The 19,195-nt window shown below is 65.2% G+C and carries 14 protein-coding genes; 7 read left to right on the top strand and 7 right to left on the bottom strand.

The window, feature by feature from the left end; all coding sequences use genetic code 11:
* Nucleotides 1-13 precede the first annotated feature (13 nt).
* On the top strand, nt 14-1,894 hold the full coding sequence (locus tag AC56LR_RS10335; RefSeq protein ID WP_497130058.1) for a potassium transporter Kup: 1,881 nt from the start codon (nt 14-16) through the stop codon (nt 1,892-1,894).
* A 162-nt stretch (nt 1,895-2,056) separates the two neighbouring features.
* Nucleotides 2,057-2,761, top strand: coding sequence for an ion channel (locus AC56LR_RS10330; RefSeq protein ID WP_497130056.1), 705 nt, complete (start codon nt 2,057-2,059; stop codon nt 2,759-2,761).
* On the opposite strand, the gene AC56LR_RS10325 is transcribed toward AC56LR_RS10330, so the two are convergent.
* Both AC56LR_RS10325 and AC56LR_RS10320 read right to left on the bottom strand, forming a co-directional pair.
* Nucleotides 2,762-4,399, bottom strand: coding sequence for a TonB family protein (locus AC56LR_RS10325; protein ID WP_497130054.1), 1,638 nt, complete (start codon nt 4,397-4,399; stop codon nt 2,762-2,764).
* A gap of 7 nt (nt 4,400-4,406) precedes the next feature.
* Nucleotides 4,407-6,119 carry a molecular chaperone HscC gene (locus AC56LR_RS10320; protein ID WP_497130052.1) on the bottom strand — a complete coding sequence of 571 codons (1,713 nt, stop codon included), beginning with the start codon at nt 6,117-6,119 and terminating at the stop codon, nt 4,407-4,409.
* A 178-nt stretch (nt 6,120-6,297) separates the two neighbouring features.
* Between AC56LR_RS10320 and AC56LR_RS10315 the strand changes: the two genes are divergently transcribed.
* A complete protein-coding gene (locus AC56LR_RS10315) occupies nt 6,298-7,725 on the top strand; it encodes a M28 family metallopeptidase (RefSeq protein WP_497130050.1) in 1,428 nt (475 codons plus the stop codon).
* Entirely contained in the window at nt 7,722-8,255 is a 534-nt protein-coding gene (locus AC56LR_RS10310; RefSeq protein WP_497130048.1) for a GNAT family N-acetyltransferase, read from the top strand. The genes AC56LR_RS10315 and AC56LR_RS10310 overlap by 4 nt, the downstream gene beginning before the upstream one ends.
* 112 nt (nt 8,256-8,367) lie before the next feature.
* Here AC56LR_RS10310 and AC56LR_RS10305 read toward each other — a convergent pair whose 3' ends face one another.
* The gene (locus tag AC56LR_RS10305) at nt 8,368-9,909 is read right to left on the bottom strand and encodes a S8 family serine peptidase (RefSeq protein WP_497130047.1); all 1,542 of its coding nucleotides are present in this window, start codon (nt 9,907-9,909) and stop codon (nt 8,368-8,370) included.
* Between the two features lie 401 nt (nt 9,910-10,310).
* Between AC56LR_RS10305 and AC56LR_RS10300 the strand changes: the two genes are divergently transcribed.
* Complete coding sequence (locus tag AC56LR_RS10300; protein WP_497130045.1) at nt 10,311-11,417, top strand: S-(hydroxymethyl)glutathione dehydrogenase/class III alcohol dehydrogenase; 1,107 nt, start codon at nt 10,311-10,313, stop codon at nt 11,415-11,417.
* A gap of 252 nt (nt 11,418-11,669) precedes the next feature.
* Nucleotides 11,670-13,466, top strand: coding sequence for a M56 family metallopeptidase (locus tag AC56LR_RS10295; RefSeq protein WP_497130043.1), 1,797 nt, complete (start codon nt 11,670-11,672; stop codon nt 13,464-13,466).
* A gap of 167 nt (nt 13,467-13,633) precedes the next feature.
* Here the strand turns inward: AC56LR_RS10295 and AC56LR_RS10290 are convergent, their stop codons facing one another.
* Complete coding sequence (locus tag AC56LR_RS10290; RefSeq protein WP_497130041.1) at nt 13,634-14,116, bottom strand: SRPBCC family protein; 483 nt, start codon at nt 14,114-14,116, stop codon at nt 13,634-13,636.
* 392 nt (nt 14,117-14,508) lie between these two features.
* On the opposite strand from AC56LR_RS10290, the gene AC56LR_RS10285 reads away from it, so the two are divergent.
* Complete coding sequence (locus AC56LR_RS10285; protein WP_497130039.1) at nt 14,509-16,827, top strand: UvrD-helicase domain-containing protein; 2,319 nt, start codon at nt 14,509-14,511, stop codon at nt 16,825-16,827.
* A gap of 47 nt (nt 16,828-16,874) precedes the next feature.
* Here the strand turns inward: AC56LR_RS10285 and AC56LR_RS10280 are convergent, their stop codons facing one another.
* From AC56LR_RS10280 to AC56LR_RS10270, 3 genes are read right to left on the bottom strand one after another with little or no spacing between them, the layout of a single operon-like run.
* The gene (locus AC56LR_RS10280; protein ID WP_497130037.1) at nt 16,875-17,645 is read right to left on the bottom strand and encodes a BPSS1780 family membrane protein; all 771 of its coding nucleotides are present in this window, start codon (nt 17,643-17,645) and stop codon (nt 16,875-16,877) included.
* On the bottom strand, nt 17,642-18,601 hold the full coding sequence (locus tag AC56LR_RS10275) for a homoserine kinase (protein WP_497130035.1): 960 nt from the start codon (nt 18,599-18,601) through the stop codon (nt 17,642-17,644). The genes AC56LR_RS10280 and AC56LR_RS10275 overlap by 4 nt, the downstream gene beginning before the upstream one ends.
* A 52-nt stretch (nt 18,602-18,653) precedes the next feature.
* On the bottom strand, nt 18,654-19,133 hold the full coding sequence (locus tag AC56LR_RS10270) for a hypothetical protein (RefSeq protein WP_497130034.1): 480 nt from the start codon (nt 19,131-19,133) through the stop codon (nt 18,654-18,656).
* Nucleotides 19,134-19,195 lie beyond the last annotated feature (62 nt).

The following is a 19,195-nucleotide window of genomic DNA, read 5'->3' as shown; positions in this document are numbered from 1 at the left end:
TAAGGACAATGAAATGAGTACACCACAGGGCAATCGGAACGGGGTGGCCGCCCTCACCCTGGGGGCGATTGGCGTTGTTTACGGCGATATCGGGACCAGCCCGCTGTACACCCTCAAGGAGGTGTTCGCGCCTGCCCACGGCATCGCGGTGACGCCCGCAAACGTCATCGGGGTCATCTCGCTGATCCTTTGGTGCCTCATCATCGTGATCTCGCTGAAATACGTGACCCTGGTATTAAAGGCGGACAACCATGGCGAGGGCGGCATCATGGCCCTGACCGCGTTGGCATTGAAATCCGTGACCCAAAATTCGCGCTTCTACTATCCGGTGATGCTGATCGGGATGATAGGGGCGGGCCTGTTCTTCGGGGATGGCATCATCACGCCGGCGATTACCGTTCTTTCATCGATCGAAGGCATCGAAGTCGCGACCCCGGCCTTCAAACCGTATGTGATTCCCTTGACCCTCACCGTGCTGGCGGTCCTGTACTGGGCCCAGCATCGGGGAACGGGCGGGATCGGCAAATGGTTCGGTCCGATCGTCCTGGTCTGGTTCACCACGCTCGCGGCGATGGGAGTCGTGAATATCATCGAAGGCCCGCAGATCCTGGCCGCCCTCAATCCATTGCACGCGGCGCGCTTCCTGCTCGATAACGGATGGTTCGCGTTCGTCGCGCTGGGCGCCGTGGTGCTGGCCCTGACGGGGGCGGAGGCACTGTATGCCGATATGGGCCACTTCGGCCGCAAGCCGGTCCGCCTTGCCTGGTTTTCGGTGGTCTTTCCCGCCCTCGCGCTGAACTATCTCGGGCAAGGAGCGGTGCTGATCGCCAACCCTGCGGCAGCGTCCAACCCGTTCTTCAACCAGCTCGGCGCGTGGAGCATCTATCCACTGGTGGCACTGTCGACGGTGGCCGCCGTCGTCGCCTCCCAGGCGACCATCTCGGGCGCGTTTTCGGTCGCCCAGCAGGCGATTTCGCTGGGATTCCTGCCCCGGATGCGCATCGTCCACACATCGCATCAGGAAAAAGGGCAGATCTACATCCCGCTGGTGAACTGGCTGCAGTTTGGCGCCGTGGTCTTCGCCGTGGTCGCATTCGGTTCGTCGACCAACCTGGCTTCCGCCTACGGTATCGCGGCAACGGCGACCATGTTGACGACGACGCTGCTCACCTTCTTCGTCGTCCGCTACGGATGGAACTATTCCACGTTGATCGCCGTTGCGGCCACGCTGTTTTTCCTGGTGTTCGACGTGACCCTGTTTGCGTCGACCAGCCTCAAGATCGTGAGCGGGGGCTGGTTTACGTTGTTGATCAGTTTTTTCATGGTGACCATCATGCTCACCTGGCGCAAAGGTCGGGAACTGGTGTTCGAGAACGTCAAGCGGCACCTGCTGCCGTTGCAGGAATTCCTCGAGAGCCTGTTCGCTGCACCGCCACATCGCGTGCCGGGAACGGCCATTTACTTCCGCGCCGAAGGCGACGGCGTGCCGCATGCAATGCTGCATAACCTGCTGCATAACAAAGTCTTGCATGAGCGCGTCGTTTTCCTGACCGTGCAGGCCACCGATATCCCGACCGTTCCAGCGGGAGAGCGTCTCGAAGTCGCAGAGCTCGGCCACAACTGCTATCAGGTCAACCTGTCCTACGGCTTTACCGATCCGCGTGACGTTCCCGCCGACCTTGAAAACGCAGCAGGCCTGGGTTTGCGCTTCGATCCCATGAGCACGTCGTATTTCATCGCCCGGCAGACGGTCATCGCGACACCGGGGGCAGGCATGGCGCTTTGGCGCGAAAACCTGTACGCCATGATGGCGAGAAACGCGAGGGATGCGGCCGATTACTTCGGGCTTCCGGCAAACCGTGTCATCGAACTCGGGACGCAGATCGAGATCTGACCGGGCACGATCCAGAGCCCGCCCTTGCGCACGGCATGGCGGGTGATATCGCGCCCATGGTCAGCTACCGCGCCGCGGCGGCGGCGCAGGGATCCGCGCGCGCTCTCGGCCGTACCAGCCCTACAATGGCGGCATGTCCAATTCCGTGCCGGCCACGCTCCCATGTCCCTATTGATCCATACCAGCCGCCATCCCTCCGCCGTCCTGTTGCTTGTACAACTGCTCGGGATGCTGCTGTACCCGTTCATCGAGGGCGAGCCGGCAGGGCATGGCGCCCTGAATGTCTTCGGCGTCGTGGTGCTGGCGCTGACGATCCGCATGGTGCGGCGCACGCCCGGTGAAACCTGGATCAGCGTGGCGCTGGCGGTGCCGATCATCGTGCTGCTGGCGCTGCAAACGGTATTCGGCATGCGCGGCGCGTTGCTGCCCTGGTCATCGGCACTGGAAGCGCTGTTCTATTTCTATGCCGCCGGCAGCCTGATCGCCTACATGATGGGCGACCGCCAGGCCACCACCGACGAACTGTTCGCCGCCGGCGCCACCTTTACCCTGCTGGCCTGGGGCTTCACCCATCTCTACTTGATGGTGCAGGAACTGCATCCCGGTAGCTTCGCAGGCGCGGTGAATGTCGGGGCGCCGCGTTCATGGACCGAACTGAATTACCTGAGCTTTGCGCTGCTGTCGAGCACCGGAATCGGTGACGTGATCCCGCTGACCGTGCACGCGCGGGCCCTGTGCAGCATCGAGATGCTGGTCGGCGTGATGTACATTGCGGCCGTGGTGGCGCGCCTGATCGGCTTCACCACCCAGGGCAAGGTGCACCGGCGCCACCCGAACGAGTCGCCCGAACCCTGGGAAAAGGATTGATCAGCCGTCAAGCGCCGGTGCGGGTTTGGGTTCGTCGGGCGCCGGCTTGCGCGTCAGGGTCCCCGAGTACGTAAAGGTGAAGCCGGGCGTACCTGGAGGGAAGGGCCTGGCGGCGCGCAGCGCTTCCTCGACGGCCTTGTCCAGCCGGATGTCGCCGGACGAGGTGAGCAGCTCGACATTGGCAACCTTGCCCTGGGGGTCGGGCAGCACGCGGTAAACGACGAGGTACTTGCCTTCCCGGGCAAAGCGCGTGGGTGTGAAACGCACCGGCGGAACGTGCTTGTTCAGCAAGGCCTGGGTGATGCGCACCGCCGGCGTGCGCATGTCCTGGCGGGCCGCGGCCGGCCGCGGCGGCCCCTTGCGCGTCATCCGGCCCGTATAGCGCACCTGGAACTCGCGCGGCGTCTCCAGCGGGAAGGCCTTGGCCGCAGCCAGCGCGTCGCCCACGGCCTGGTCGAAACCAGGCTCGCCCGAGGTCTGCCAGTTTTGCACGCGCTCGACTTTCCGGTCGACGCTGAGGTAGACCTTGTAGATGACTTCCAGCTTGCCGGCGTCGGTTCCCGGCGGCGGCGTGTACGCTACCGGCGGCACCACCCGGTCGAGCACCGCCTGCGGCACGGCCGGCGCTTCACGCGTGACAGGTGGAATGAAGCCCCTGCCCGCATCCTGCTCGCCGCCGGCATAATTGAACAATGCCCGCAGCAGGGCCGTCAGCGCCAGGAAGATGAGGATGCCCTGCCAGGCCGAGAAGCGGCGTGCCGGTTCGGCCGGCGCGGGCGGCGCCTCGTGCACATCCACGGCGATCGGCGGGCCGCCCGATTCACGGTACACGTTGCGCCAGCGCTCCACGTTCTCCATGCTCGCGACGATCGCCAGGAAGGCCGGGAAGCGTCCCAGCATGCGCTCGACGTCCGGCATGGCGGCGCGGATGCGGCGGGTGCCGGGCAGCCCGTCCTGGCGCAACAGCTTGAGCAGGTCGCGCATGCGGGTCCGTTCCGGCGTCGGCAGCGCCTCGTAGAGCTGGCGCTCTTCGATCGCCTGGTCCAGCATGCGTCCGGCCTGGCCGAGCTGCCACAGGCGGCGCCGGTCGCCGGTCCAGGCAAAGACGTCTTTCGCGGCGACGAACAGCGCTTCGTGCCCCGGGCGCCAGCTCGATGCCAGCAGCGCCGCCACACCGGCTTCGAAATAGATGCGCGCATCGATGTTGACCAGCTCCTCGTCGGCGAAGCGCGCCTCGATTGCGGCTTGCCAGGCGAGCGGATCGCCGTGCTTGCCGGATGCGAGCAGCTCGGCGGCCGCTTGCTGGAAACGGCCGAAGACGTCGCTGCCGAGTTGGGCGGCGTCCGGCAGCGTTTCCCGAGGGATGGCGGCCTGCGGCGGCTGCGCAAGGGGAGCCGGCGCCGGCGCTTCTTGCGCTACCGCTGCACCGGCAGGCTCCTGCTCCCCGGCCGCCTGCGCCAGCTTCCAGCGCGCCCAGTCGAGCGCCACTTCATAGGCGTCGCGCAGGGCCTGGAAGGCGGCGGGTTCGGTTTCCTGGTCGATCCGTTTGAGCTTGCGGGCATAGGCGCGCCGGATGTCGCGCTCCTGCGCGCTGTCGTCGAGCTCGAGCGCGTCGAGAAAATCGTAGGTGGTCTGCATTGCGGATCTAGGCGTCGGGCAGCAGGAAGCTCTGGTGGTCGAAATAGTCCACGACCTCGCGGAAGGCCTTGGCCGCGGGATGGATCACGTGGTGGTCCTGCGACTCGAGCGCCGTTTCGAAGCGGGTGATCTCGCGGCCCAGCTGCTCGCGCGGCATGCCGCGCAGGTGCTGGTAGAGCCGTTCGGCCCGCGCCAGCAGGGTGCGGTTCTCGATCCGGTCGCGCGGGTGGATCTTCAGCTCGGACAAGGCGATGAAGCGCTGCGCGACTTCCTGCTCGCTGAGCATGCCGGGATTGCCCTCGATGACCAGCGCATGCACCTCTTTCGTGGCGACCAGGGTGGCCTCGACCTGCAGCAGGCCGTTGACGTCGTAGGTGAAGCGCACGTCGACGCCGTTGTCCTCGCGCGCTCCCTGGGGCAGGCGCACCTCGAGCTGGCCCAGCTTGATGTTGTCGCTCGCCATGCGCGCTTCGCCCTGGTAGACGTTCAGTTCGATCAGCTGCTGGTTCTGGTCGATTGGGAAGTAGCGCTTGACCCGGCTGACCGGCACCACCGTGTTGCGCTCGATGATGGGGTCAAAGTGGCCGTGCGAAAAATGCTCGCCGGCGATGCGCACAGTCGTCGCTACGCCGAGCGAATAGGGCGCGACGTCGGTCATCACCACTTCGTCCAGCGCCGCGTCGCGCATCTTCAGGCCGGCCTGCACCGCCGCGCCCAGCGCCACGACTTCGTCGGGATTGATCTCGCAGGACGGGAAGCGGCCGAACATGCGCGCCGCCATGCGCCGCACCATCGGCATGCGGGTCGCGCCGCCGGCCAGCACGATGTTGTCCAGTTCGGAGAGCGGCAGGCTGGCGTCGCGCAGCGCGCGCTCGACCGGGCTGCGCAGGCGCGCCAGCAGCAGGGCGCAATGCTTCTCGAGCGCGGCCTCGTCCAGCTCCATGCGGTAATCGATCTTGCCGTCGCCGACCTGGATCAGCGCGCGCGGCGCCTCGCTCAAGGCGCGCTTGGCGTTTTCGGCCTGCGCCACGAGGCGCTGCATGAAGGCGGCGTCCATCCGCAGCGCGTCGGGCACCCTGGCCGCCTCGAAGAAGCGGTCGACCAGCACGGTGACGAAGTCTTCGCCGCCCAGGTAATTGTCGCCGGCCGAGGCGCGCACTTCCATCACGTTGTCGAACAGGTCCAGCACCGAGACGTCGAAGGTGCCGCCGCCAAGGTCGAAGACGAGGAATTTCGATTCGCCGTCGCGCAGGTGGATGCCGTAGGCCAGCGCCGCGGCGGTCGGCTCGTTGAGCAGGCGCTCCACCTTCAGGCCGGCAAGCTGGCCGGCGGCGCGGGTGGCCTTGCGCTGGGCGTCGGAAAAATAGGCGGGCACGGTGATCACCGCTTCCAGTACCGGCTGGCCAAGGGCCGCCTCGGCGTCTTCCTTCAGCGAGCGCAGTACCAGGGCGGACAGTTCTTCCGGACGGAAGGCCTGCTTGCCGAGGCGGATGGTCTTGTCGCTGCCCATCAGGCGCTTGAAGTTGGCGGCGCTCGATTCGGGATGGGTTTGCAGCCGCTCGCGCGCGGCGCGGCCGACCAGGATCGAACCGTCGCCGTCGATGCTCACGCAGGAGGGCGTCAGCACCTCGCCCAGGCTGTTGGGAATGAGGCGCGCGGCGCCGTTCTCCCAGACTGCGATCAAGCTGTTGGTGGTTCCCAGGTCGATCCCGACGATCATTGATTCCCCGTGCTGGTAGTGGTTGGCAAACCGGACGATCTTAACCCAGCAGCCGGCGCACGGCACGGGCAGGCCAGGGATTACCCGGCATGGGTAATCCGCGGGCGCCGGCGCATTGACCGCGCCCCGCCCGCCATGCGATATTGCCTTTCTTGCCACTTGAACGGAAGCCCCTCGGATGCGTCTCTACGTCACCGCCCTCGTCCTCGCACTGGCCAGCGCCGGCTGCGCCCAAGTCCCGACGCATGCCGACATCGTGCCTGGGGCGCTGCGCAGCCACGTTTCCTTCCTGGCGTCCGATCTGCTGGAAGGCCGCGGCACGCCGTCGCGCGGCCAGGACCTGGCGGCCGAGTACATCGCGGCCCAGTTCCGCGGTGCGGGCCTGGAGCCGGCCGGCGACGACGGCTATTTCCAGACCGCGAACTGGCAGTACGCCGAGCGCAAGCCCGAGGATGTCGTCCTGAGCGTGACGGCCGGCGGCACGCCGATCGTGGTGCCCGCGGGTGGCGCGACCGGCAACTTCCTCGAGCAGGTGGCGCTGGCCGCCACCCCGGCCGTGTTCATGACCTGGAAGGAGGCGCTGGACAACAGCGAGGCCGCCAACGGCAAGGTGCTGGTGGTGCCGGCCGCGCCGGTACCGGGCGCCGCCCGCGTCCTGCACGAAAAACTCAAGGGCGCACCCAGGCTGGTGATCATGATCGACCGCGAAAAGCGCCACGGCGCCGGCACCGGCGGCTGGCTGCTCGATCCCGAGCAGGCGAGCGTGAAGGGCGGACCGCCGGTGCTGGTGCTGCACGCGCCGGACGCCGCCGCCGCGCTGGAAAAGGGCGGCGCGCAGGTGACCGCGCGCGTGGCGGCTGCGGCGCTGCGCCCGGTCAAGCTGCGCAACGTGGTGGGCGTGCTGCGCGGCTCCGATCCGGTCTTGAAGAACACCTATGTGCTGCTCACCGCGCACCACGACCACGTCGGCATGCGCAACGGCGAAGTCTTCAACGGCGCCAACGACGACGCCAGCGGCGTGGTCTCGGTCATCGAGGTGGCACGCAGCCTGGCCGCGCAGAAGGAACGTCCGCGCCGCAGCATCGTCTTCATGACCTATTTCGGCGAAGAGCTCGGGATGCTGGGCTCGAAATACTATGCGCGCCACCCGGTGTTCCCGCTGAAGGACAGCGTGGCCAACCTGAACCTGGAGCAGACCGGCCGCACCGACGACAGCGAAGGCGCGCAAGTCAATGCGCTCGCGATGACGGGCTTCGATTTCTCGACCGTCGGCGAGATGCTGCGCAAGCCGGCCGAGCAGGCCGGTATCCGCCTGTGGAAGCATGCCTCCTTCAGCGACCAGTTCTTCGGCCGGGCCGACAACCAGTCGCTGGCCGACGCCGGCGTGCCGGCGCACACGCTGTCGGTGGCCTATGGCTTCTCGGACTACCACGGCAAGGACGACACCTGGGACAAGCTCGATTACGACAACATGGCGCGCGTGACGCGCATGCTGGCGCTGGGCACGGCCGCCATCGCGAACAACCCGCAGCGCCCTGAATGGACGGCGGCGCCGAAGGCATCTGGCTATGCGGCCAAGGGCCAGGCATTGCAGGCGGCGCCGTGAACACGCCCATGGAGCCGGGCAGGGCGGGTTTCACGATCCGCACCCTGCTGCCCGGCGAATGGCAGGCCTACCGCGCGATCCGCCTGCGCGCGCTGCTGGAAGCGCCCGATGCTTTCGGCAGCACGCTGGCGCGCGAAGAGGCGCTGGCGCCGGAGACCTGGGCGGCGCGGGTGGCGAGAGCCGCGGTCTCCGGCATCGACTGCCCGCTGGTGGCCGTGGCGGAGGGCGAATTCGCCGCCCTGGCCTGGGCCAAGGTGGATGCCGACGATGCCGCCATCGTCAACCTGTTCCAGATGTGGGTGGCGCCCGAGTGGCGCGGGCAGGGCGTGGCTGCTGCGCTGCTGCGGCAGGCAGTCGCCTGGGCCGAGGCGCGCGGTGCGCACGCCCTGCAGCTGGGCGTGAACTGCGCCAACGAGGCGGCCGTCGCACTGTATGTGCGCCACGGGTTCGAAGCGGTCGGCGCGCCGTATCCGATGCGCGAAGGCACGCTGCTCCTCGAACAGACGATGCGGCTTGAGTTGAGTCGATAACCGTACGGGCAACTGGCGACTTCCAGGTATCGGCCACCGGTCCACATCACCCCGTCCACCCTACAAAAAAAGGGACGCCGAAGCGTCCCTTTTTCACGAGGCGGGGTAAGGATTAGTTACCGCAGCCCAGCGATGCGATACGGTCCTTGGCTGCCTTCGCCTGGACCAGGCCGAAGCCGTACTTGGTGTCGCGGCCAACGGTGCCCAGGTCGAGCGCGCTCTTGGTCAGAGTGTTGCGCATCTGCGCAGCGGTGCAGGTCGGATAGTAGCTCCACACCAGCGCTGCGACTGCCGCCACGTGCGGGGTCGCCATCGAGGTGCCGTCGAAGTACGCGTAGTTGCTCGCCTTGATGCCGACGGTGGCGCTCTGCCCGAGTTGCGACTTCATCGCCAGGCCATCGGTATCGGTCGCGGTGACCGACGGGATGTTGGTCACGGTGGTGCCCAGCGTGCCGCCGAAGGCGCCTGCCGCGTTGTTGTACACGATGGCGCCGACGCCGCCGCTATTCTGGCAGTTCGAGACCTTGGTCGCGAAGTCGACGGTGCCGCGCTGGATCAGGCAGACCTTGCCCGAGACGGCCGCGTTGACGGTGTCGCCGATGCCGAAGTCGGCCAGTGGCGCGGTGGCGGTCGTGACAGGCGAACCCGTCATCGCGCCCGGCGCATAGGTGGCGGCGCCGACGGTCAGGATGGCTTCCTGGCCGGTGCCCATCGGGACGGTCGAGAGCACGCCGACGCCAGGACCGGCCAATTCGACCTTGCTGTTGTATTGCGAGAAGGTGGCCCAGGCCTTGTTCTCGTCGACCGCGCCGACCGAGATCACGCTGGTATAGCCGGCCGGGTAGGAAATGGCCGTGTTGCCGTCGTTGCCGGCGGCGGCGATGTTCAGGATGCCCGAATTGGCGAGCGAGGCGAAGGTGTTCTTCTCGGTATTGTTCTGGGTCGGGCCGCCGAGCGACATGCTGATGATGTTGGCGCCGGCTGCCTTGCACTTGTTGGCGGCGGAGGCCAGGCTCGACGAATAGGCCCAGCCATTGGCGCCGAATACCTTCACGATGTGCAGCTTGATCTGCGCATTCGCATTCACACCGACCACGCCCTTGCCGGCGTTGTTGATGGCGGCGATGGTGCCTGCCACGTGGGTGCCGTGGTGGTTCTCGTCGGTGTACCACCAGCCGGTGCCGGCGTCGTATTCACCGGTCATGGTGTTGCCCGACAGGTCTTCGTGGTCGCGGTTGATGCCGGAGTCGATGATGCAGACCTTGCGGTTGGCGGCGGCCGAGTCGCTCAGCAGGTCGGCCTGGACCATCTTGACGCCGTAAGGGACCAGTTGGCCGGTCGCATAGGGCGTGCCGGTCGACGGGGTCGTCAGCGCCAGCGGATAGCGCTTGACGTCTTCTTCGATGTATTCGACGTTTGGATCGTTTTCCAGGTTCTTCAGGAGTGCGCGCGGCACTTCGACTGCCATCGCGTCGTCATTGAAGATTTCGTGCTTGATCTTGCCTTTGAGGCCGCTCACCAGGGACTTCAGGAGCGCCTTCTGGCCTTTCTTGAATTTCACGATGACACGGGCGCTGTCGGCAGCGGGTTCAGTATCGGCAACGTTGGCCGCGCCGGCCGAATTGCAAAGCAGGGCGACCGCAGTGGCCACCATGCCAACGCGAAGGGAAAATGCGCGAGTGTTCTTGTCTACCATTGATATTCTCCGTTTGAAAACAATCAGTTACGCCTTGGCTCTACTGGCTTCGTGCGTATATTTTTTTGTGTCCGCATATTGACGCGGTAATTAAGTCTATTTCAAAAGCATGCTTGTATGCATCCAATTTTCAACTGTGCGCAGGAAATATTTGAGCTAGCGCAGTGCAGCATGAATTCATGTATGAGGCATATCGAAACCCATGCTATATTTTTCCCCAAACGTCCAAATTGCTGAGACGGAACGCTACCGTGCACACGGATGCGCCCACCTTGCTATCATTGCCAGACTCATGCCGCCGCCCGCGCCGCGGCGCCGTGCATGCGCACGAATTTCGCTCAAGGATCAGGAAGGAATACATGAAGACCAAGGCAGCAGTTGCATGGAAGGCGGGCCATCCGCTCACGATCGAAGACGTCGAGCTCGAAGGTCCGAAGGCCGGCGAAGTGCTGGTCGAAATCAAGGCCACCGGAATCTGCCACACCGACTACTACACCCTGTCGGGCGCCGATCCCGAAGGCCTGTTCCCGGCCATCCTGGGCCACGAGGGGGCCGGCGTGGTGGTGGATGTCGGGCCGGGCGTGACCAGCCTGCAGCGCGACGACCACGTCATCCCGCTGTACACGCCGGAATGCCGCCAGTGCAAATTCTGCCTGTCGCAAAAGACCAACCTGTGCCAGGCGATCCGCTCGACCCAGGGCCGCGGCCTGATGCCGGATGCGACCAGCCGCTTTTCCCTCAATGGCGAGCCGCTCTATCACTACATGGGCACGTCCACCTTCTCGAACTACATCGTGGTGCCGGAAATCGCGCTGGCCAAGGTGCGCCCGGACGCGCCCTTCGACAAGATCTGCTACATCGGCTGCGGGGTCACCACCGGCATCGGTGCGGTGATCTTCACCGCCAAGGTGGAGGCGGGCGCCAACGTGGTCGTGTTCGGCCTGGGCGGCATCGGCCTGAACGTGATCCAGGCCGCACGCATGGTGGGCGCGGACAAGATCATCGGTGTCGACCTGAACCCCGAGCGCGAAGCGATGGCGCGCAAGTTCGGCATGACCCATTTCATCAACCCGACCAAGGTCGAGAGCGTGGTCGACACCATCGTGCAGCTCACCGATGGCGGCGCCGACTACAGCTTCGAATGCGTGGGCAGCGTCACCACCATGCGCCAGGCGCTCGAGTGCTGCCACAAGGGCTGGGGCCAATCGATCATCATCGGCGTGGCCGCGGCCGGCCAGGAAATCTCGACCCGCCCCTTCCAGCTGGTGACCGGCCGCGTGTGGAAGGGCTCGGCCTTTGGCGGCGCGCGCGGCCGCACCGACGTGCCGAAGATCGTCGACTGGTACATGGAAAACAAGATCAACATCGACGACCTGATCACCCACCACCTGCCGCTCGAGCGCATCAACGAAGGCTTCGATTTGATGAAGTCGGGCGAGTCGATCCGCTCCGTCGTCGTGTTCTGATGGTTCCGGGCAGGCGCACCAAGCCTGCCCATCCTGCTTCCCCCCTTCCAGCCTGTACCGCCAATCCTGCCTTCTGTCGCACGGGGCTGGCAGGCGAGCGCACGTCCCCTTTACAGTCATTCCATCGCCGGCAAGGTCCGGCACAAAGTAGAAAAAAAGTTCTAGACAAAATTATCTAGAACTTTTAATCTAGTTGCCAAGGATGGAGCAAGCGATGACGCTGCCTGGACCCACGATGACGGAGACCGCCCGATGAACGCCCTGCTGGACGCCTGGGCGCCGGCCCTGGCCTGGGCGCTGATCGATTTCCTGTGGCAGGGCCTGCTGGTCGGCTGGGGCGCCGAGCTGCTGCTGGCGCTGATGCGCAAGGCGCGGCCGCAGGCACGTTACGCGGTCGCGTGTGGCGCGCTGCTGCTGTGCGCCGCCTTGCCGCTGGCCGGCACGGTGCAGCGGCTTGCGGTCACGGACACCGGCGCCGAGCCTGGCGCGACGACGCTGCTCGCTGTGGTGGGATCGCCGGCCCTGCCGGCCGCCATGCTCGATAGCAGCCGCTTCAACGGTTGGGAAATGGTCTTGCAGGAAAAACTGCCCCTGGTCGTGCTGTTCTGGTCGAACGGCGCAGGCCTGCTGGCGCTGCGCATGATGCTCGGCCTGGCCTGGGTGCGCGGACGCTGCCGGCCGGGGCAGTACCGGATCGACCCCGTGTGGCAGGCCCGGCTCGATGCGATGGCGCGCCGCATGGGCATCGCGCGCCGCGTGACGCTCGGCCTGGTCGATGATTTGGCAGGCCCGGTGACCGCCGGCTGGTGGCGCCCGGTGGTGCTGGTGCCCGCTTCGCTGCTCTCGGGCATGCCGCCGCAGCTGCTGGAAGCGCTGCTGGCGCACGAGCTGGCCCACGTCCGGCGCTGCGATTACGTGGTGAATTTGATCCAGAGTGCGATCGAGATCCTGCTGTTCTACCACCCGGCCGTGTGGTGGTTGTCGAACCGGATCCGCGAAGAGCGCGAACAGATTGCAGATGATGTAGCCGCAAGCGAGCTTGGCGAACCGCGGCGCCTGGCACTTGCATTGTCCGAACTGGACTTGTTCCAGTTCACCCCGCAACTTGCCCCAGCAGCACATGGAGGAAATCTTATGTCCCGCATCAAACGCCTGGTTCGCCCTGAAGCCGAACCGCTGAACTGGAAGCTGGCCCTGCCGATCCTCGGCCTGGCCACCTGCGCCGCGTTTTACTCCTGGGCCGGCCCGGCCCATGCCGCCGATCCGCGTCCGGAGGCGCCGCCGCACACCGCAGTTGCCGAAGCGAAGACCGAGCGGCGCATCGTGCGCAGCATCGCCAGCGGCAGGGAAGAGCCGTATTCCGTGGTGCGCGCCGGCGACAAGGGCATGACCATGAGCGGGAGCAGCGACGACTGGGACGAGATCAAGCAGGCCCGAAGCCGGATCGGAGGGGAATTCCTCTGGTTCCGCGACGGAGGAAAGGCGTATTACGTGCAGGACCCAAGCGTGCTGGCGCGCGTGACGGCCGCCTGGGCGCCGGTCGACCGGCTCGGCGCGCAGATGGATGTGCTCGGCAAGGAAATGGACGTGCATGGCAAGCGGATGGACGCCCTCGGCAAGGAAATGGACGTCGCTTCGCGCGGCTTCAAGCCGGACGAGACGAAGCTGCGCGCCATCGAAGGGCGCATGAAGGCGCTCGGCGCCGAGATGGAAGCGCTCGGCAGGCAGATGGAGAAAGCCACGACCGACGCCGAGCGCGACCGCCTCAGCCGGCGCATGTCGGAGGTCGGCGAGCGCATGTCGGCTGCGGGCGCCGAGATGGGCGAGGCGCACAACGGCCCGGGCATGCGCCAGGCCTCGGCGTCGATGGACGAGATCGGCCGCCGCATGGGCGATGCCGGCAAGCCGATGGATGCCCTGGGCAAGCGCATGGGCGCCCTGGGCAAGGACATGGAGCGCGAGAGCAAGGCGGCGGACAAGACAGTGCGCGCCCTGATTCGCGAGGCGCGCGAGAAGGGGCTGGCCAAGCCGGTGCCGCAGGCGGGCTAGGCGGGTAGGGGCCCTGGCCGGGCATTGATATGCTGGGCATATCAGGGATGGGTAATTGATACGTCTGGCATATCACCCCGTTTCGACTGTCCAGGAAAAAACGGCCCGGTCGCATGCCGCCACCGGGCCGTTCGCATTCAGGGCGGGACGCATCCCGCCCGGCTACATTATTGCTGGGCGATCTTGCCGCGCCATGCGCCGGTTTCCGAGCCGCGCTTCTCGAGCAGTTCCTTGAAGTTCTGCAGGTTCGAGCGCAGTTCCATGCGCACGGCGCCCATGGCGTCGCCGACGGCTTCCAGTGCGCCATCCGGTTCGTAGTCCATCTGGACCATGACGCGGGTGACGTTGTCCGAAATCTTGTGGAAGGTGGCGACGCCGCCATTCTTCACACCCGTGATGCTGCGCCATGCGATCCGCTTGTCCGGGATCTGCTCGGTGATTTCCGCATCCCACTCTTTGGTTTCGCCGGCGACGTTGGCGACCCAGTGCAGGTGCTTGTCGTCGAGTTGGCGGATTTCCTTCACGCTCTTCATGAACTGTGGGAAATCTTCAAACTGGGTCCACTGGTTGTAGGCAGTTTTGACCGGGACATTGATTTCGATCGATTCTGCCACCGAGGAACTGGCGCCAAAGCCACGATTCTGTTTCATTTTCTTCGACAGCAACATGCCGCCGACCGCAAGTGCAGCAACAGTAACTACGCGATTGAGCATTATTAATCTCCTATTGGATGGAAAGCCGGTCCGCATGCATGATGACAATGGCCCGTACCGATGGCATGTGGAGCAGGCGGCTTTGTAAGACCAGGTAACGACGGGCCACGCGATCTGTCGTGAATCTTTAGTTAAAATAAGCTAAAAGTTAACAAGGCGGCGCGCGAAAGGCTGGGGCAGCGCTCCCGTCTTGATACTGATGAGCACATTTTTTCCGGTTTAAAAGGGGTGGCATAGGCTTGCAAGGGACAATAGGCGATGGAGGCGCTGGCGGCAGTCCTGTTGCAAGCTGGATGGGCATACAGTAATCGCGGCGGTATAATGGACCCATGCAGAATCTCCTCCATAAGCTCAATCCTGAACAGCTCGCCGCCGTCACCCTGCCGTCGCAGAGCGCCCTGATCCTTGCGGGCGCCGGCTCCGGCAAGACCCGCGTGCTGACGACGCGCATCGCCTGGCTGATCCAGACCGGCCAGGTCTCGCCCGCCGGCATCATGGCAGTGACGTTCACGAACAAGGCGGCGAAGGAGATGCTGACCCGCCTCTCGTCCATGCTGCCGATCAATACCCGCGGCATGTGGATCGGCACCTTCCACGGTTTGTGCAACCGGCTGTTGCGTACGCACTACAAGGATGCGGCACTGCCGCAGACCTTCCAGATCCTCGATTCGCAAGACCAGCTTTCGCTGATCAAGCGCATGCTCAAGGCCGCGAACGTCGACGACGAGAAGTATCCGGCCAAGAACCTGATGTACTTCATCAATAACGCGAAAGACCAGGGCTTGCGCGCGGGCGCGGTCGAGGCCTACGACCCGATCGAGCGCCGCATGGTCGAGCTCTACGAGCTCTACGACCAGCAATGCCAGCGCGAAGGCGTGGTCGATTTCGCCGAGCTGCTGCTGCGCTCGTACGAACTGCTGGCGCGCAACGGACCGCTGCGCCACCACTACCAGATGCGCTTCCGCCACATCCTGGTCGACGAGTTCCAGGATACCAACGACCTGCAATACAACCTGCTCAAGCTGCTGGCCGGCCACGACCAGGAAGGCGGCGGCGCCATCTTCGCGGTGGGCGACGACGACCAGAGCATCTACGCCTTCCGCGGCGCCAATGTCGGCAACATGCAGGCCTTCGAGCGCGATTTCCGCGTCCAGAACCTGATCAAGCTCGAGCAGAACTACCGCTCGCACGGCCACATCCTGGACAGCGCCAATCTGCTCATTTCCAACAACGCCAAGCGCCTCGGCAAGAACCTGCGCACGGACGAAGGGCAGGGCGAGCAGGTGCGCGTGTATGAAGCGTCGAGCGACCTCGAAGAAGCGCAGTGGATCATCGAGGAAACCAAGAGCCTCATGAACGAGGGCCTCAAGCGCAGCGAGATCGCCATCCTCTACCGCTCGAACGCGCAAAGCCGCGTGATCGAGCACGCGCTGTTCGCAGCCGGCCTGCCCTATACGGTGTATGGCGGCCTGCGCTACTTCCAGCGCGCCGAGGTCAAGCACGCCATCGCCTACCTGCAGCTGATGGACAATCCGCACAACGATTCGGCCTTCCTGCGCGTGGTGAATTTCCCCACCCGCGGCATCGGCGTGCGCTCGATCGAGCAGCTGCAGATGGCGGCCGACTCCTACGGCATCTCGCTGTTCGCGGCGGTGCCCTACATGACCGGCAAGGCCGGCACTTCGCTGGGCAATTTCGTCAAGCTGATCGAATCGGCGCGCTTCGAGACCCAGCAACTGGCGCTGCCCGAGATGGTGCGCGTGGTGCTCGAGCGCAGTACCCTGCTTACCCACTACGGTAACGAAAAAGAAGGCGCCGACCGCATCGAAAACCTCGAGCAGATGGTCAGTGCCGCCACCCAGTTCGTGCAAGAAGAAGGCTTCGGCCAGTTCGCCCCGGCCCACCTCGGCCCGCAGGCGCTGCCGCAGGCCGGCGAAGCCATCCTCAACCAGGACGGCATCGAAGTATTCGATGGCGACGCGCCGCTGCCCACCGTGATGTCGCCGCTGTCGGCCTTCCTGTCGCATGCGTCTCTGGAAGCCGGCGACGCCCAGGCCCAGGCCGGGCAGGATGCCTTGCAGCTCATGACCGTGCACTCGGCCAAGGGCCTGGAATTCGACGCCGTGTTCATCACCGGCCTGGAAGAAGGCCTGTTCCCGCACGAGAGCAGCGCGCGCGAACTCGATGGCGTGGATGAAGAGCGGCGCCTGATGTACGTGGCGATCACGCGTGCGCGCCGCCGCCTGTACATGAGCTTTACCCAGCAGCGCATGCTGCACGGCCAGACCCGCTTCAACATGAAGTCGCGCTTCTTCGAAGAGCTGCCCGAAGAATCGCTCAAATGGCTGTCGCCGCGTGTGCAAACCAACTGGTTCGCCGGCCGCAAGTCCACCACCGCCTGGGACGACGCGGCCTTCCGCGACGGCACCGACAACCGCATCGCCCAGCAGATCACGCAAAAGTCCGCCAACGGCAACGGCACCGGCTGGCGCGTGGGCGAGTCGGTGGCGCACGCCAAGTTCGGCGAAGGCGTGATCGTGAATATCGAGGGTGGGGCAGGGGCGGCGCGCGCCCAGATCAATTTCGGCGCGGCGGGGATGAAGGTGCTGGACCTGTCGATTGCGAAGCTGGAGCGGATTGGCCGTTGATGTTCATGGGGGGCGGCGTTGCCGCCCACCATGGGTTCACGACGGATTTACTTGGCGAGGTTGACGCCGCCACCATCCGGCTTCCCGAAAATCTGCCGATACCCCACATACATCGCGCACTGCAGCAGCAGCACGAACAAGAAGATCAGCCACATGATCAGCACGCGCACCAGGTTGTCCCCACCCAGCAGCAGCGACAGCACCAGGGTGATGGCAAAGAAGATCGCGAACCACGACAGCAGCAGCACCAGAAAGACGCGCGCGCTGCGCAGCACGGCGAAGAAGCTGTAGAAGGTCGCTTTCCCCGGCGGCATCTTCTGCCAATAGGTAAGCGGTCCGGCGAAGCACATCGCCACCATCCCCGCCATATTCAGCATCACGATCGCGAAGATCGACAGCATGAACGATCCCGACACCTCCGGCTGGCCGCCTTCGCGGCTCTGGCGCGCCATTTCCTGCATGGCGTCCGGATCGATCAGCAGGCGCACCAGCACCAGCTGCACGATGCCGATGCCCAGGTAGACCAGGCCAATCTTGCACAAGGCCTTGAAGGCAGGCTTGCGGAAACCCGTGAGCAGCACGCCGGGCGTGACGCGCTCGCCATTTTCGATCATCAGGCAGGCCTGCATGAAGGCCATCGAGAACGACGGAATCAGCACCGAGACGATCAGGGGTCCGAGCAGGGGCACGGCGCTGATGCCGATGCTGACCAGGATGTTGGCGAACAGCAGGGTGGTCAGGGCGGCGGGCTGCTTGCGGAACAAGGCGGCGCCTTGCTTGAGCCAATGCCAGCCGGTGATTGCAGGAAGATTATTCATACGGGAAGCTCCGGCGCGCCGCCAGCGATGCGCTCGCGCAGGATGCGTTCAAAATGGGTGGGGTCGTGGGGCGTGAGCAGCTCGGCTGCCCGCGGCAAATGGAAATCATACAGGCGCGACAGCCAGAAACGCAGCGCGCCGGCGCGCAGCAGCGGCAGCCAGGCACTGCGTTCTTCCGTCGTGAACGGGCGCGCGCCATGGTAGGCCTCGAGCAGGGCGCGCACGCGCGGCTCGATGAGCTCGCCGGTGGCCAGGTCGATGCACCAGTCGTTGACGGTGACGGCGACGTCGAACAGCCAGGTGTCGACGCCGGCAAAGTAAAAATCGAAGCAGCCGGTCAGGCGCTCGCCTTCGAACATGACGTTATTGCGGAACAGGTCGGCATGCACGGGGCCGCGCGCCAGCCGCGCATAGTCGGCGCCGGCGGCGAAATCGCTTTGGTACGCGACCTCGGTGCGCAGCAGCGCCGCCTCGGGTTCCGACAGGAAGGGCAAGACCTGCGGCGCGGTCGCCATCACCCAGTCGAGGCCGCGCAAGTTCGGCTGCCGCATGTCAAAATCCTGGCCCGCCAGGTGCATGCGCGCCAGCATCCGGCCGACTTCGGCGCAATGCACGGGCTGCGGGTCCATCTGCGAGGCGCCGCTCAGGCGGCTGACGATGATGGCGGGCTTGCCCTGCAGGCTCACGACCAGTTCGCCTTCCAGGTTCGGCACCGGCGCCGGCACCGGAATGCCGCGTTCGGACAAATGGCGCATCAATTGCACGTAGAAGGGCAGCTGTTCGAAACCTAAATTCTCGAAAATGGTCAGCACGAACTCGCCACGCTCGGTGGTGAGAAAGAAATTGCTGTTGTCGATGCCGGAGGAAATGCCCTGGAGCGCGAGGGCGCGGCCTAGGGGGAACTGCTTGATCCACTGGGAAAGGTCGTCCAGCGAGACCGCGGTGAAAACTGCCATGTGCTTGCTACAAAGGTGAGGGTCGGCTGCCGAACGCCTCGGCAGCGGAGGATTATTTTTTCTCGACAGGGTCCATCGGGGGAGGCGGTGGTGCGTCGGCGCGGGCCGGCACGCCCGCCTTGGCCGGGGCCGGCGCAGTGGCCGACGGGTCGGCGGCCGGCTGCTTCTTCGGATTGCCGAGGTCGAATTCCAGGACCTGCCATTGTGGGGCGCGGATCGCGCTGCTCTGGGCATCGCCGGGCTGTGCGTTACCTGCAGGCACGTTGGGCTTCATGATGTAGCGGCTCTTGCCGCTTTGCACTTCTACTTCCTTGACCGTGCCGTCATTGCCGCGCTTTTCAGTGATGCGGGTGCGTTCGCGCGGCGGGATGGTGGTGGTCGGGGTCTCGCTGCCCGGCTCGATCCGCTCGAGCTGGGGAGGCGCCTGGCTCGGGCGTTGCGGGGCTGGCTGCTGCGCCTGGGCCGACGCCAGTCCGGCATGGGCAAGCAGGCAGAGCGACAGGAGTTTCAGGCGGGAAGAAGTGCGCAACATGATGGTCACCCTTGTATCGTTTAGTTCATTGTAACAAACAGACACGCTTCCCTGTGAAAAGT

The organism is Telluria sp. ZT3P39 (assembly GCF_059685935.1).
This window is presented reverse-complemented; position numbering and strand designations above follow the sequence as displayed.